Origin of the sequence: Sphingobacterium kyonggiense, assembly GCF_039536825.1 — a bacterium.
Lineage (GTDB): Bacteria > Bacteroidota > Bacteroidia > Sphingobacteriales > Sphingobacteriaceae > Sphingobacterium > Sphingobacterium kyonggiense.
The window spans coordinates 241183-255518 of record NZ_BAAAZI010000007.1 but is presented as its reverse complement, the minus strand read 5'-3'; the positions used below and the strand labels follow the sequence as shown (position 1 = coordinate 255518).

The following is a 14336-nucleotide window of genomic DNA, read 5'->3' as shown; positions in this document are numbered from 1 at the left end:
GGTGATTTTTTTTTAAAAACAAAAAAAAGCAGCCTTTGAAAAGACTGCTTTACTTATTATACCAATTCTCGTTCTTCTTCACATTTTTCTTGAAGATAACGGTTTAGGCTATCATCAAGTTCTTCCATCCATGGGGTGTGATGCGGTTCAGCCGCAGTGCCATCCATCACAGATGTGTAGACCTGATCACGATAATTCAAGATGTTGGTTTCCTTATCTTTTAACCAGCTTTTGAACATTCGGGCAACATTGTCCAAGTCAAACGCTGGATAATCGGTGTAACTGATCAAATCCTTGATGTAATCTGTTTGAAAATCCACATGTTCAGCACCAGTTTCCGTACTTGCTTCGTAGTCCATCCAATTTTTAATATCGGCATCACGTTCTGCCTTTGCTGGGAATGGAACTCTACCAAGCATATAATCGCGTGCATACCAAGCTTGGGTATCAAACATATTAAACGTGTAATACTGATCTTGCATACCCAAGAATATTAATCGTTCATTTTCATTGAAAACTACGCCCTTGTAAAGACCATCTGGGTACAGACAGTTTTTGGTTTTTAGACGTAGAGAGTCCGGTAGGAAAGGGAATTTATGTTGGTATCCTGTACAAAGGATGACTGCATCATAATCTTCCGTTGTTCCATCTTTGAAGTAAGCTGTATTTCCATCAAAATGAGTAACCAATGGTTTTTCTTTGATGCCTTCTGGCCAAGATGTGCCGATAGGGTTGCTGCGGTAAGAAATGGTTACCTCATCGCTTCCATGTTTATAGCATTGTACGGCTATATCCTCTGCGGAATAAGAACTCCCTATTAACAAGAGTTTTTGACCGATGAATTGATCCGCACCACGGAAATCATGCGCGTGCATGACGGCGCCTGGGAAATTGTCAATACCTTCAAAATAAGGCATGTTTGGCGTCGAGAAATGCCCGGTTCCAACCACTAGGTAGTCAAAGAATTCCTCAAATGTTTCATTTTTCTTCAAGTCATCGAATACAACTCGAAATTGCTTTTTATCTTCTATATAATCTACCCAACGCGCTACAGTACTGAATTTAATATAATCTCGAGCATTACTCTTATTGATTCTGCCCTGAATATAATCAAATAGCACTTCGCGAGGCGGGTATGAGGAAATGGCTTGACCAAAATGTTCTGTAAACGTATAGTCGGCAAATTCTAAACACTCCTTAGGTCCGTTTGACCAAAGGTATTTATACATACTGCCATGCAGGGGTTCGCCATATTTCCCTACACCCGTACGCCAGGTATAATTCCACATGCCGCCCCAGTTATCTTGTTTCTCATAACATTTAATTTCTGGGATGGGATTACCTTTTTTCTGTTCCGATTCAAATGCTCTTAACATCGCTAGACCACTTGGGCCAGCTCCAATAATTCCAACTTTAAAATTTGTCATATATTAATTTGTTTTTTATGTTTTAATCGCTCCGTTTTTCAACGAAGTAATGTTTTTCACAAGTCTAAAATTGAACCATAAGGTTCCTAAGAATTCCGATTTCGGAATATAGATGTGCAGAAAAATTAAACAATAGTCAAAGGACCTTGTTTAATAGTTACTAACACGAATATTGAAAGATTTAAATAGCTTTCGGCGATGATTATTGTGATGGTAGAATCATCAATATTTGCTAATATAACAAAAATAAAGCGTATTACGAAATAAATAAACCTATTTTGCTGTTTTTGTTACATTACATTGCTTATTATTTACAAATTGTATTTTATAATCAGTGGAATTTGCAGGGCTGATACAGAAACCTTGAAATCATAGATTATAAAAGAAAAATCAATCTTATTGTATGAAACATTTAATAATTGCTACCAGCCTTCTTACTAGTATGACCATGATAACACAAGCCCAAATAACCGATCCGAAATTGGAAGTTGTTGCCTCATTTGATAAATCTCAACCCATAGGTGTTTCCGTATCGTCCAGCAATCGAGTTTTTGTCTCCTTTCCAAATAAAGCACCCTATACCATGGGGTTATCGGAGATCGAAAATGGCGAACGAGTGGCATTTCCTAATTCAGATTGGCAAGATGCTTCCGGAATGTCAGAGGATCGCTTTGTCAACGTTCAGGATATCTATATAGATTCCAAAGATTATTTATGGGTTTTAGATTCTAAACCTGCTTCTTCGAGTTCGATTTTTGCAAATGATGAAGCGAAAGATGAAGATGGAAGGTTTAGACTTTATGGGTTTGATCTAAAAACGAATAAACTAAATAAACGATTTGATTTTCCGAGTTTGGATAAGAAAAAGTCAGCGTTAAACGATGTTCGGGTTGATACAGAGAAGAATTTGGCCTATTTGTCTGATCCAGGTTTAGCGGGGATCGTTGTGCTGAATCTTGAAAATGGTGAAAACAGAACGGTGCTTTCAAATAGTAAATATACGCTGGCTGATACTTCAATAGTTCTTAGTTATGAAGGTCGAGAAATGCGCGATAAACAAGGGAAGCCCTTCCGATCTAATGTTAATGGTATTGCTTTGACCAAGGATAACAAATGGTTCTATTTTAAGCCCATCAATGCTACACATCTCTATCGCATAGAAACCAAATATCTGGCTGATGAAATGCTAAAGGATACTGATTTGGAGGGTTTTGTAGAGGATATGGGGAATGTTGGTATAACTCATGGATTGGTAGCTGATGTTAAAGGAAATATCTATTTGACGACTTCCTTGGATTACACAGTTAAAAGGTTAACGCCTGAAGGGAAACTTGAGGTAGTCACACAGGATAGTCGTGTTTTATGGCCAGACTCGATGGGAGTGGGATCAGATGGATATTTGTATTTTTCATGTGCGCAGATGCAATTACTGCCTAATTGGAATAATGGTCAGGATTTAGTTCAATACCCATTTCAGGTGTATCGTGTCAAGGTATTATAAGGGATTTATAATCCAATGACAACAATTACAATGTCTTCGTTTTGATAGGAGGGGTGATAATGGCTGATGGCTCCGGAGCTTTTATAATGCTGTAATTCCTCATATACCGCATTGCGAAGAATTCCTCTGCCTTTTCCATGGATAAATTTTATTTCTGGATAGGACCAATATATCGCGGCATCCAATTGCTCGCGTAGATAATCCAAACTCTCTGCTAATAATTCATTGAGTTCGTAATTATCGAGGTCAGCCAAAAAAGCTTCAGCATGGAGGTCGACAGTTTTAGGAGGTCTGGATAAGGATCTTGCCATATGGCAAAAATACAGCTTCTTTTATAAAAGCGGACGAAATTTATCGTTTCGGATGTTGGCGAGTTTTATTTGGAATAGTTCCGCCATTTTATCGGCTCTAAATCTCGCTTGCTCTGCGATAGGTCCAGCAAAAAGGCGATCGAGATTTTGATAAAATAAGGATAACCAACGGTCAAAATGTTCTTTTTGGATAGGTAACTGGGCATGGGGAGGAAAGGGTCTTCCCTGATAGGTGGTTTTATCAAATAGAATACTTTCCCAAAACTGATACATTTTAGCCAAGTGTACTGGCCAGCGATCTTGAATGACTTCATTGAAAATGGGGCCAATGAGATCATCTTGTTGTACGGAATTATAGAATTCATCCACCAACAGTTTGACATCCGCTGGACCGCTTAAATCGTTTAATGCCATTGGATTTTTCATGGATATTGTTGTTTGGATATTATTCGTTTAAGAGACCTGGCACTAATGCCTTTGCTTCTTCAATCTTCTCTTGCTCCAATAAGGTGATATAAGGCTGTAGGCGCTTATAACTGTTGGAGTTTGGGGCAAAGTCTTTGAGGTAATTATAAGCGTCTTGGAAGTAGGCTGCAATCTGTTCAGATTCAATTGCTGGAGTGTTGTCCATGCCAATGGTCAGCGCTGTAAAATAACGCTTATATTGTTCCTTGGCTTTTCTACCTACGACGGTGTTTTTCGTTGCATTGGCAAAATCTTCCCACCAGATGACACGCTGCACCAAAGATTGGTAGGGAATAGCAATAGCAGCATCCTCAGCATATCCTTCCATATTTTCACGACCTAACTGTTGTAGATAGATTTCGAAATTATCGGAAATATACGGGTAGAATTGTTCTTGCAGGTAAAAAGGATTGGTTTGCAAAGTAAACATGCCTTCAGTCTGACGAACGCGGAATCCATTGCTGTTAATGGTCTTATACAGCGATTCGAATTCATCAGGCACGGCTTTGGTTCCACCATGGAATTCAATGTCCACTAATGATTCGTAATTCTTTTTATCATCGAATACATTGGTAGTAGCATACATGGCAACTTTACTTAAGTAATCAACAATCAAGGCAACACCCTCGTCATTGGCTAAGCTATCTTTCTTGTCGAATAACTCCTTGAACTTAGCAGTAGCTTTGGATACCGAGTTGATATCGCTGGAATCTAATGCCAGGATATAATCCTCTAATTTTTCAGCATTGCTAAGCACATGCTCTTTTCCGTTCTCAACGATTGTATCGCTTGTATTTTTGTTTTTATCCTTTTCACTATTGATACAACTTGCTAGAAAAAATATAAGAATGATATAGCCCGTACTGAATTTCATGTCCTTCTTTCTTTAAAAAATCAAACTTCGGTTAATTATTGTCAGCATCCAAATTTTTTGACGTATTTAGACCTTTAGAGGTTTAACAAATAATAGGGTTAATTGTGTTTTAGAGGTGAAAATTTAAAAATTGGTCTTTGATTTTTGGTTTAAGTGAATGTAAAGATAAATTATTGTCCAAATAATCAAGATGTTAATTTAATGTTTGTGTTGTAGTATTGGAGTAGCGATTAAAAGGTTGTATATTTGTACCACTTTAAAGGTGATACCTAATCGGGGTGTAGCGTAGCCCGGTATCGCGCCACATTTGGGATGTGGAGGTCGTAGGTTCGAATCCTGCCACCCCGACTGAAAATCGAAGCCTTCCGCATAGCGGGAGGCTTTTTTCATTCAGGGGCAGAGCCAAATTTATTTGTTCTCAAGCCCCTGAATGAAAAAAGATCACCTTCGGTGAAGCTTCGATTTTTTATGGCCACCCCCACACAGGATGGCTCAGGGTATGGGTATGGGGATTGTGGGGTTGAGCCAATCCTGCCAACAATACTTTTTTAGTATTTAGTAGGGAGTATACCAATTCTATCAGTTATATCCACTCCTTTTAATAATTTTTAATTTCTTACCAATTGGTAATTGAGAAATCGCGGTTGTTCAAGTACTTTGTTTTGTATTAAAATATCGAAGGCTATGAACAATAAAGAAGTATTACTAACTGGAGTCAGTGGATTTTTAGGTTCTCATACAGCAATTGAATTATTGAATAGAGGGTATAAAGTTACAGGCACTCTCAGGGATTTAAAAAGGGCAGATTCATTGCGATCTATAATCTCAAAACATACGGATAATATCGATAATCTTAGTTTTTTTCAGGCTGAGCTATTAGATAAAGAAGTTTGGAAAGAAGCTTCTATGAATAAAGATTATGTCATTCATGCTGCGTCTCCTTTTCCTAGGGAATTACCTAAGGATGAGAATGATTTAATTATCCCTGCCAAGGAAGGTACTTTGAACGTATTAAATGCTGCTAAGGCAAACAATGTCAAACGGGTAATTCTAGTTTCATCCATATCAACAGTAGTATATGGTAAGACGAAAGCTGAGATGGATCAAGTTTTTACAGAAGAAAATTGGACCGATATAACAAACAAAACTGATACAAAACCCTACATAAGGAGTAAAACTATCGCTGAAAAGGCAGCTTGGGATTTTATGGAAAGAGAAGGGGCAGGCATGGAGATGGTGAGCATACTTCCTGGCGCAATGCTTGGTCCAGTGTTAGAAGAAGATTTTGGTACCTCAGCTAATATTGTGATTAAAATTTTGGATGGTAAGATGCCGGCAATGCCTAAAATTGCTTTTGAAATTGTAGATGTACGTTCTGTTGCTCAATTGCTGGTCGATGTGATAGAAAAGAAACATGCAGCTGGCAACAGATTCATGGCTTCATCGGGTCATATGACTATGAAACAATTAGCGAATGTTCTTAAGTTAAATTATCCGGATAAAAAAATCAAGAATTACGAAATGCCTAACTTTTTGTCAAGATTTATTGCACTTTTTGAACCATCCTTGAAACCGATTTTATTAGATTTGGGAATTACCAGAAAAATAGATGCCAGTAAAGCAAAGCGAGTGTTAGGTTGGAAACCAATCACCAAGGAGGATGCGATATTGGATTGTGCAAAAAGTATTTTGAATATTGGTATTATCAATTAAATGGAAAAGTTAAAATCTATATTAAGATTTGGGGCTATCTTATCAGACTCAGATATTGAGGAAATAGCCTCAAATTTTAAATTGAAGAATCTAAATGCCACTGAACATTTTTTAGAAGTGGGACAGATTGCGCACGAAATTGGTTTTATAGAGTCAGGAATTGTCAGGATCTATAAACCTGATGTTAATGGTAATGAGATCACAAAATACTTTTTTAAGGAAAATCAATTTTTTGTGGATCTAGAGAGCTATTATTCAGGGACAGCAGCTAGTGAAGCATTTCAAGCTGTTGTAGGTTCCGAGATCTATACCATCCATAAGTTAAAAGTCAATAAGCTCTGTGAAAATATTCCTAATTTCTTCATTTTTTTAAAGACGATTACGGAGGCAACCCTTTTAAATAAAATTAAAGACAATGATTTTCTAAACTTTGGAAGTTCTAAAATAAAATACCTAGAGTTTTTAAAGCGGTACCCAAAGTTGGCTTTGCAAGTTCCTCAACAATATATTGCCTCCTATTTATCAATTACTCCTCAGTCCTTAAGTCGTATCCGCAGGGAATTAACAAAATAATACTCCTAATCTTTTTTTGATAAATATGATTTTGCCTTACAGCCAATTGGTCTAAGACAAGAAGGGAGAAGGAGAGATTTAAAATATGAATTTTGATTAGTATGTAGTATTTATATCCAAAAACATCTGCCCATGAGAACAATTAATTGGAAAGGAATAATTTACAAATCAATTGAGAATTGCAAAGTCAAAAAAGAGGATGATTATCTACTTGTTAATTCAAAAATTGTTGGAACGTTTGAAACTAAAAGCTATTCAGTTGATTATACATTAAAAATCAATTTAAATTGGGAGATTCAAAGTTTTGAGTTTTATGCTCAAGTTGACACTTTAAAAAGTATAATCAAAGGCAACAAAATCAATAGAGGTTGGGAGATCAATAAGGAAATAAGAAATGAGTTTTCGAATATTGATTTTATCGATATATCATTAAGTCCATTCACTAATACCCTTCCAATTAATAATTTAAATATTGGAATTGGAGAGGAAACAACAATAAAAGTAATTTATCTTAATATACTTGAAAATAAAATTGAAGTCCTCCAACAAAAATACATTAGAATAGCTGAGCGTAAATATAAATTTGAAAACATACCGAATAATTTTGAAGCGGAAATTGAAGTGGATGAGTATGGTTTTGTGATATTTTATCCTAAGTTGTTTAAGCAATTCTAAATAAAAATAAATTTTCAAAAAAAATCTCCCAGATACGTTCAAGTAACTGGGAGATTTTTTCCTATAATAGCCTAATTTACAAAGTCCAACTTTTCTTGCCCTCCTAACACGGAAACCACCAATGCATAGAATACAAATAACCGTCCTTCATAAATATTTTGATATGGCCATCGGAGACATTGTTTTCATCCTCCCTTAATTGAATCACTTGTAGAACTCCTTCCTTATAAACTTTCAAATCATACATTAACTTTACGGCATTGGGGAAGAGCTTTTTTAAATCCTCAAGACTCGTTTTCCCATCTAATTTTTTGCCTTTGTATAACAAGTAATTGTCTTTACTAAATCGGAATTCATCAACAGCAACTTTCTCTTTACTCCTTTCAAATGTAGACCCATTCTTATACAAGTAACTATCACCGGCATCCTTACTTCCATCCTCATTTTCGAAGATATAATTACATGGTTGTACATCAATTAATAAATTGACACTATCAGCTTCGCCAAATACCTTTTTGAACTCCGAATAAGTAAAATAACGTTTAACCTTTCCATTGAATAGCATCTGATCGACATCAAATACTTCAGCTACAATCTTTTCTTGAGCAGATACATAAATAGGACTTAGTAGGCAATTGATGACTAGAATAAGTATTAAGAGGGACTGTTTCATATCCTTAGTGCATTTAAAATGAAATGTTGCAGTTTGTAATAAAAACCATAAATAAAAATAAGCATCTTTTAAATAAACTGGGAGTTAATTTATTTCTTTAACAACCCTCCATAAAAACCAACCCACAAAAAAAGCTTGTATAACCTCTATACAAGCTTTTTCAAGATCTGCAACAATCCCTATTTCTTTTTCAGTAAGATGGTAAAATGTCTTAGGATTTCTGATTCCCAGACAATCTCCAGGCCTGATTTTATTTCATCTCTTCGATCAAAGATATTCTTTAAGGCAACGGCTACATAATCCAAATGCTTATATGAATAAGTTCTTCGGGGAATTGCCAATCGCAATAGTTCTAGTTTTGGGAAGCGATCTTGACGGGTTTCAGGATCTCTATCGGCCAACAGCGTACCGATCTCCACACCCCGAACACCGGCTTCTTTGTAAAGCTCAATAGCTAGGGTTTGAGCAGGATATTCCTCTCGTGGCACCTGAGGCAAAAAGTTTAGTGCATCCACGAATACGGCATGCCCACCGATAGGTTTTTGAATAGGAATACCAAATTCAATCAGCTTATTCCCTAAATACTCTACTTGATCAATTCTGGCTTTTAAATAAGGTAATTCGGTTGATTCCATTAATCCCTGAGCTAATGCAGCTAAATCACGACCTGCGAGACCACCATAGGTAATAAATCCCTCATAGATGATTCCCATATTTCCGCATGCACGATACAGCTGTTCATTTCTTAAGCCCAAAAGACCGCCAATATTTACCAAGCCATCTTTTTTTGCCGACATCAAGAAGCCTTCTCCATAGGAAAACATCTCTTTTACGATTTCTTTAATCGTTTTATTCTTGTATGCTTCTTCGCGTTCATGGATGAAATAGGCATTCTCAGCAAATCGAGCAGCATCAAAATACAGAGGAATACCATATCGATCGGAAAGTTCCTTTACAGCTTTGATATTCTCCATAGAGACAGGTTGTCCACCAGAAGAATTACAGGTAACCGTTATCAAACAGAAAGGGATCTGTTCTTTCGGATATTTTTTATAAACCTCCTCCAGCTTAGCTAGGTCAACATTTCCCTTAAATGGATGTAGGTTATTGATGTCAAATGCTTCATCAATGGTACAGTCCACTGCATGAGCCTTTCGAAATTCGATATGGCCTTTAGTGGTGTCAAAATGTGAGTTTCCAGGGACTATATTATTCTCTTTGACTAAAATGCTGAACAAGACATTCTCGGCAGCTCTACCTTGGTGAGTAGGTAGGAAGTACGGGAAACCTAGGGTGTTTCTTACGACCTCTCGTAATTTTAAATAGGACTGTGAGCCTGCATAGCTTTCATCACCCATCATGATTTCTGCCCATTGCTTGTCTGACATTGCGCCAGTACCACTATCCGTCAGTAAATCAATAAATACACGATCACTAGCTAAATTAAATAAATTGTATCCCTCTTCTTCAATCCACTGCGCACGTTGTTCCGGAGTAGATAAAAAAATCTCCTCCACCATTTTTACTTTATAGGGCTCCGCCCAAGGTAATTCCATGATATTTATATTTGGTTCGCCTAAATTTAAATATTCTTTACAGAAACTATGATAATTTACCTATTAATCTATAATTATGTTGCAAACGAGCTTACAGTTTTCGCGAAATCGGTTAAGCTAAATTATATATATCATCATGTAGCTGATTTTAAGCTTAAACTTTTCTACTTTCTATGTTTTTTTCGAATAGCTAGACAGTAGCAATCATATTGGTATTTGAGTTAGTATGAACTTGTATCAAGTACTATATTGGTTTGATACACTTAGGGAATTTCATAGGATCTGATAGGGATCTTTTTCGGATCTCGTTCGGTCGGAACCGAACGAGATCCGAAGGAGTTCCGAACAAGTTCCGAAGGAGATCCGAAGGAGTGTCGAATCTAACCCCTAGGAAATAGATGTGCGATATGAGACTGCTACGCTATTAGATGTTAGACAAAAACGGGGAGAGTACAGACAAAAGACATCTGATTTTAGACTTATGGTGGGATAATAAATTCGGCGTTTACAACTCAGAGCGAAGCGAAGAGTCTTTCTTACCCCACACCAGGCCTCGTCATCCTCCATCGACGATGGAGGAACTTCAAACCATGAGGTTCAATTTTTATTAGACGACCGACAAAAGACGACTGACAAAAGCGGGGAGACTACAGACAAAAGACAGCAGAAAGTAGGGTTTTTCCACTCAAAAGACAAAGGAAAAATATCCAAAATAAAGGTAAATAGAGGGCAGTTTTATTCTAAAGGATAAAAGTTTAACTGAAAGACTCTGCTGTTCCAAGCGTTTCATAATCCCCTTGATGAATAACAGCTAAGTGCTAATTATATTTTTTAAAGATTTTATGGAATTTGTGTTATTTGAGCATCCAATTATTAGCTGTTAGAAAATGATTCGTTTCAAAAAATAGAATATTAATCTGACTGCATTTTGTAACATCTTTGAAGACTATGGTTTTATCTTGGAAGTTAATAGATTTTAGAATATCTTCGGGCGTCCAAACATAAAATTTGATGAATTGATTATGTAGACAACTAACTTATATGTTAACCAACTCAAAAAACTTTTTTTCCGCCTAAATGAAAATGTACCGCCATTTTCCGCTGATCTTATTATTTACTTGTTTAGTAACTTTTGCTTTTGCGCAGCAAGTTGAATCTCGTGTGGAGGGAACGGTTGTGGATAGTGCTCAGCAGGCTATTGCAGGCGCTAAGGTTCTTTTAGTAGTAGGTAAGGATAGTTTATACAATTCGACGAATAAAAAAGGTGAATTTAGTTTTTCCAAATTAAAAGCGGGAAAGGCTGTTCTTGAAGTCAGTATGATGGGTTATAAATCATACCATACTCTACTCACCTTAAATCAAGAGCTGCATCAGGTTAAAGTTCCATTAAAAGAATCAGCGATTCAGATTGAGGAAATTGTGATTAAGAAAAAGCCTAATCCCATTCGTGTGATGCAAGATACGGTAGAGTTTGATGCCGAGGCATTCAATGTGCAGGAAGGTGATAATGTCGCCGATTTAATTAAGCAGTTTCCAGGAATGGAAGTCGACGAGAATTACAACGTGCGGACGAATGATAAACCCGTTGTCAAATTACGGGTAAATGGGGAAGATTTTTTTACCTCCGACGTCGCCGAGTTTATTAAAAAATTGCCTGCAGGAATTGTTTCGAAGATCCAAATGATCGATGATTTTGGTGATCAAGCAAATTTCACGGGTGAAAAAACGGGTGAACCAACCCAAATGATTAATATCGTAACAAAGCCGGGCATGAATAAAGGTAAATTTGGCTATGTTACTTCAGATGCGGCAACGAATAATCGAATCTCAGGTAATGCCAATATTAACTATTTCAATGAAAGTAAACAGATAGGCAGTTCGCTTCAGTATAGTACGGAAAATAATGGAGCAGGAGAGAGCCAGACCATTGGTGGAAGCTTTTCTATTCGGAATAAATTTAAAGAGAAAGGGGCCTATAATATTGGGATAAGCAGTTCTCTGAATGACGCCGCCTATTTTAGAGAAAACTATGTGGAGACGATCAATGATGTCGGGACTTATTACAATAGCTCACTCAGTAATGGTAATAGTGGCAATTCTTCTTACAATTTGAACCTGGGTCTCAATAATCAAAATAAAGTATGGTTCTATAATGGAAGAGCTACCTTGCGTTTTACCAAGCAAAACAATAATAGCAGTAGCGAAAATAACCAAACTGGTGTTCAAAAACAGGGTTTCCGCAATGTTTCCAGTAATACAGGGAATTCGCCGAATATAGACTTCGATCTTAACCTTACTCGTAAATTTAATAATGGCAAGCGGAATATTTCAGGGAATATTTCGTTTAATGACAGTAGAAACGAATCCTTACAATCCATTTTAAGTAATACATTGTATTATAATCAGACTACGGGTGACCTGCTTAAAGATTCTGTTTTGAACCGTAACCTAGAGAACAATAGTCATACGCAATCTTTTTCCTTTCGTACTTCTTATTCCTTTAACTTGGATAAGCCTTCAGAAGATCGAACCAGAAATCAGTTTCTAAGTTTGAATTACCTCATACTCATGCGAAACATGACAAACAGTACTTCAACGAATGTTTATGATTCTAATACAGAAGAATATCATTTTGTGGATTCCTTAAGTTCAGACATGCGTAGTTTAATGATTGATCAAAGTTTGGGTATGAATTATAACTTGAATCGTAAGGGTGGGCGATTAACCATTGGAATGAATTTACGACCAGTAACCCTTCGCAATGAGTATAAGGATAAGAATAGACATTTTAATAATAACAGTTTAAATTATTCGCCTACATTAAATTATAGCCGACTTTTTAAGAAAGGGAAAACCCTTTCCATTAATTATTCAGGGAATAATAATACGCCATCAGATCGACAACTACAGCCGGTTCCTAATACGCAGAACTTGCAAAACATCATAATTGGTAATCCAGATCTAAAATCTTTTTTCCAACACCGTATCAGTTCTAATTTCAATCTGGTACAAGAAAAATCTGGAAATAACCTGCAATTATCAGCGAACTTCTCGACCACGCAAAATGAAGTGGTCACCAATATGATCATTATCCCGGATACTTTAGGGAGTTATAAACGAGAAACTCATTATGTGAATGGTAATGGAACCTATAATGCTTATACGAACTACACCATTAACTTACCTTTTAAGGAAAAGAATATTAATTTTTCCTATACCGGAAATGTAGGTGTTTCTAACCGATTGCTGTATGTGAACAGTGAAGCCTATTATAATAAAGGGTTGAATTTTTCCCAATCTGTAAGCCTACGATATAATAAAAAGGAAATTTCTGCGAGCTCAAGATTGAGTTATAGCCAGGTAAACAATAATAATATTGCTGGATTGTCCGAGATGTCCCAAGGGATGGGAATGCCGGATCCAGTATTTAATATTGCTCAATTTACAACATCTACCTTCTTCACTACCCGTACCTTCTCATCGCAATTTGATGGGTCCTACCGTAAGAAAAATTTCAACATTAATGCTCGCGCAAATTACTCCCTGAGTAAGAATGAGAATCCAAAGTTGTTAAATTCAAATCGGGAGCTTCACAATATTGCACTTTCTACAAATGGGGAAGTGACTTTATTTAAGACCTATTTCACGAACTTTTCAGTTTCCAAAAGAATTAATAAGGGTTATGCCATTGAAAATCAAAATCCCTTATTGATTAATCTAGGCGTAGGGAAATCATTCTTGAAAAATAATGTCATGCGACTTTCAGCCAATGTGAATGATCTGCTAAACCAAGGAAACATGATGTCTCGTCAGGTTTCTGGAAATTCCATTATTGATACCCGAAGCAATGTCGTAACACGAGTGTTTTTATTGCGTTTAACATATCAATTATCCGGCTTTGGCCCAAGAGGAATGCACTTTAGGGTAGATCCAGATCCAGAGTATAGCATCAATTAAAAATGATAGGCTGTCTCGCTTTTAGTTTCTGAAAGCACAAAATAGGTCTGAACGGTATTGACATGCGGCAGTACGGCCAATTTATTCCTTAAGAATTGGTGATAAGTGTCCATATCCTTTGTTGCTATACGCAACATAAAGTCGTAAGAACCTGCCATTTGATAGCACTCCATGACTTCTGGGAATTTACTAACTTCTTCCTCGAACTCGTTTAGAACCTCAAAGGTATGCGCTTTAAGAAATACTTGAGAGAAGGATATCAAACCTATACCTATTTTCTGTCGATCAAGAATCGCAACGGTTTTCTTGATGTAGCCTGATTTTTTAAGTTTCTTAATTCGCTCGTGTACAGCAGCAATGGATTTATGAAGCTTCAAAGAAATTTCTTTGGTACTCATGGTCGCATCTTCCTGAAGCAGCTTCAATAATTTGATGTCTGTTAGATCTAGTTCCATAATCGTTTATTTTCTTGGAATGGGTAAATTTAAGTTAATTCTTCCGAATAATTTCTTGCTTTTTGCTAAAAGAGTGTGAATATTTATTGAATTTACCCTAAGATATTGAATATATTATGGATTATTGGGAATTTTGTATAGAATATTAAAACCTAT

Annotated in this window: 12 protein-coding genes and 1 tRNA gene; 6 read left to right on the top strand and 7 right to left on the bottom strand. The window is 36.5% G+C overall.

Annotated features, from left to right (window positions below; translation table 11 throughout):
* Positions 1 to 56 precede the first annotated feature (56 nt).
* Positions 57 to 1427 (bottom strand): NAD(P)-binding domain-containing protein, encoded by a 1371-nt coding sequence (locus ABD676_RS09880; protein WP_344674502.1) that lies wholly within the window; start codon positions 1425 to 1427, stop codon positions 57 to 59.
* Between the two features lie 403 nt (positions 1428 to 1830).
* On the opposite strand from ABD676_RS09880, the gene ABD676_RS09875 reads away from it, so the two are divergent.
* On the top strand, positions 1831 to 2928 hold the full coding sequence (locus tag ABD676_RS09875) for an L-dopachrome tautomerase-related protein (protein ID WP_344674501.1): 1098 nt from the start codon (positions 1831 to 1833) through the stop codon (positions 2926 to 2928).
* A gap of 5 nt (positions 2929 to 2933) precedes the next feature.
* On the opposite strand, the gene ABD676_RS09870 is transcribed toward ABD676_RS09875, so the two are convergent.
* Genes ABD676_RS09870 through ABD676_RS09860 form a run of 3 tightly spaced genes read right to left on the bottom strand, consistent with a single transcriptional unit; the run spans position 2934 to position 4578 of the window.
* A complete protein-coding gene (locus ABD676_RS09870; protein WP_344674500.1) occupies positions 2934 to 3239 on the bottom strand; it encodes a Smr/MutS family protein in 306 nt (101 codons plus the stop codon).
* Positions 3240 to 3260: 21 nt separating this feature from the next.
* Positions 3261 to 3665, bottom strand: a complete 405-nt coding sequence (locus ABD676_RS09865; RefSeq protein ID WP_344674499.1) for a group III truncated hemoglobin — start codon at positions 3663 to 3665, stop codon at positions 3261 to 3263.
* 19 nt (positions 3666 to 3684) lie between these two features.
* Positions 3685 to 4578, bottom strand: a complete 894-nt coding sequence (locus tag ABD676_RS09860) for a hypothetical protein (RefSeq protein WP_344674498.1) — start codon at positions 4576 to 4578, stop codon at positions 3685 to 3687.
* 274 nt (positions 4579 to 4852) lie between these two features.
* Between ABD676_RS09860 and ABD676_RS09855 the strand changes: the two genes are divergently transcribed.
* The 4 genes from ABD676_RS09855 to ABD676_RS09840 all read left to right on the top strand — a co-directional run bounded on the left by ABD676_RS09855 (position 4853) and on the right by ABD676_RS09840 (position 7539).
* A tRNA-Pro gene (locus ABD676_RS09855) sits at positions 4853 to 4926 on the top strand.
* Positions 4927 to 5262: 336 nt separating this feature from the next.
* The gene (locus ABD676_RS09850) at positions 5263 to 6291 is read left to right on the top strand and encodes an SDR family oxidoreductase (protein ID WP_344674497.1); all 1029 of its coding nucleotides are present in this window, start codon (positions 5263 to 5265) and stop codon (positions 6289 to 6291) included.
* The gene (locus ABD676_RS09845; RefSeq protein WP_344674496.1) at positions 6292 to 6864 is read left to right on the top strand and encodes a Crp/Fnr family transcriptional regulator; all 573 of its coding nucleotides are present in this window, start codon (positions 6292 to 6294) and stop codon (positions 6862 to 6864) included.
* Between the two features lie 132 nt (positions 6865 to 6996).
* A complete protein-coding gene (locus tag ABD676_RS09840) occupies positions 6997 to 7539 on the top strand; it encodes a putative glycolipid-binding domain-containing protein (RefSeq protein WP_344674495.1) in 543 nt (180 codons plus the stop codon).
* A 103-nt stretch (positions 7540 to 7642) separates the two neighbouring features.
* Here the strand turns inward: ABD676_RS09840 and ABD676_RS09835 are convergent, their stop codons facing one another.
* Together ABD676_RS09835 and tnaA are read right to left on the bottom strand one after the other, a co-directional pair.
* Complete coding sequence (locus tag ABD676_RS09835) at positions 7643 to 8212, bottom strand: hypothetical protein (protein ID WP_344674494.1); 570 nt, start codon at positions 8210 to 8212, stop codon at positions 7643 to 7645.
* A gap of 179 nt (positions 8213 to 8391) precedes the next feature.
* Positions 8392 to 9768, bottom strand: a complete 1377-nt coding sequence (gene tnaA / locus ABD676_RS09830; RefSeq protein WP_344674493.1) for a tryptophanase TnaA — start codon at positions 9766 to 9768, stop codon at positions 8392 to 8394.
* Between the two features lie 1077 nt (positions 9769 to 10845).
* Between tnaA and ABD676_RS09825 the strand changes: the two genes are divergently transcribed.
* Positions 10846 to 13725, top strand: a complete 2880-nt coding sequence (locus ABD676_RS09825) for an outer membrane beta-barrel protein (RefSeq protein ID WP_344674492.1) — start codon at positions 10846 to 10848, stop codon at positions 13723 to 13725.
* On the opposite strand, the gene ABD676_RS09820 is transcribed toward ABD676_RS09825, so the two are convergent.
* Positions 13722 to 14180, bottom strand: a complete 459-nt coding sequence (locus ABD676_RS09820; protein ID WP_425565285.1) for an Lrp/AsnC family transcriptional regulator — start codon at positions 14178 to 14180, stop codon at positions 13722 to 13724. The two genes, ABD676_RS09825 and ABD676_RS09820, sit on opposite strands and share 4 nt — an antisense overlap.
* Positions 14181 to 14336 lie beyond the last annotated feature (156 nt).

What these genes read in the sequence shown, in the direction of transcription:
- ABD676_RS09880 (WP_344674502.1), bottom strand. Translation starts at nt 1,427, where the DNA reads ATGACAAATTTTAAAGTTGGAATTATTGGAGCTGGCCCAAGTGGTCTA.
- ABD676_RS09875 (WP_344674501.1), top strand. Translation starts at nt 1,831, where the DNA reads ATGAAACATTTAATAATTGCTACCAGCCTTCTTACTAGTATGACCATG.
- ABD676_RS09870 (WP_344674500.1), bottom strand. Translation starts at nt 3,239, where the DNA reads ATGGCAAGATCCTTATCCAGACCTCCTAAAACTGTCGACCTCCATGCT.
- ABD676_RS09865 (WP_344674499.1), bottom strand. Translation starts at nt 3,665, where the DNA reads ATGAAAAATCCAATGGCATTAAACGATTTAAGCGGTCCAGCGGATGTC.
- ABD676_RS09860 (WP_344674498.1), bottom strand. Translation starts at nt 4,578, where the DNA reads ATGAAATTCAGTACGGGCTATATCATTCTTATATTTTTTCTAGCAAGT.
- ABD676_RS09850 (WP_344674497.1), top strand. Translation starts at nt 5,263, where the DNA reads ATGAACAATAAAGAAGTATTACTAACTGGAGTCAGTGGATTTTTAGGT.
- ABD676_RS09845 (WP_344674496.1), top strand. Translation starts at nt 6,292, where the DNA reads ATGGAAAAGTTAAAATCTATATTAAGATTTGGGGCTATCTTATCAGAC.
- ABD676_RS09840 (WP_344674495.1), top strand. Translation starts at nt 6,997, where the DNA reads ATGAGAACAATTAATTGGAAAGGAATAATTTACAAATCAATTGAGAAT.
- ABD676_RS09835 (WP_344674494.1), bottom strand. Translation starts at nt 8,212, where the DNA reads ATGAAACAGTCCCTCTTAATACTTATTCTAGTCATCAATTGCCTACTA.
- tnaA (WP_344674493.1), bottom strand. Translation starts at nt 9,768, where the DNA reads ATGGAATTACCTTGGGCGGAGCCCTATAAAGTAAAAATGGTGGAGGAG.
- ABD676_RS09825 (WP_344674492.1), top strand. Translation starts at nt 10,846, where the DNA reads ATGAAAATGTACCGCCATTTTCCGCTGATCTTATTATTTACTTGTTTA.
- ABD676_RS09820 (WP_425565285.1), bottom strand. Translation starts at nt 14,180, where the DNA reads ATGGAACTAGATCTAACAGACATCAAATTATTGAAGCTGCTTCAGGAA.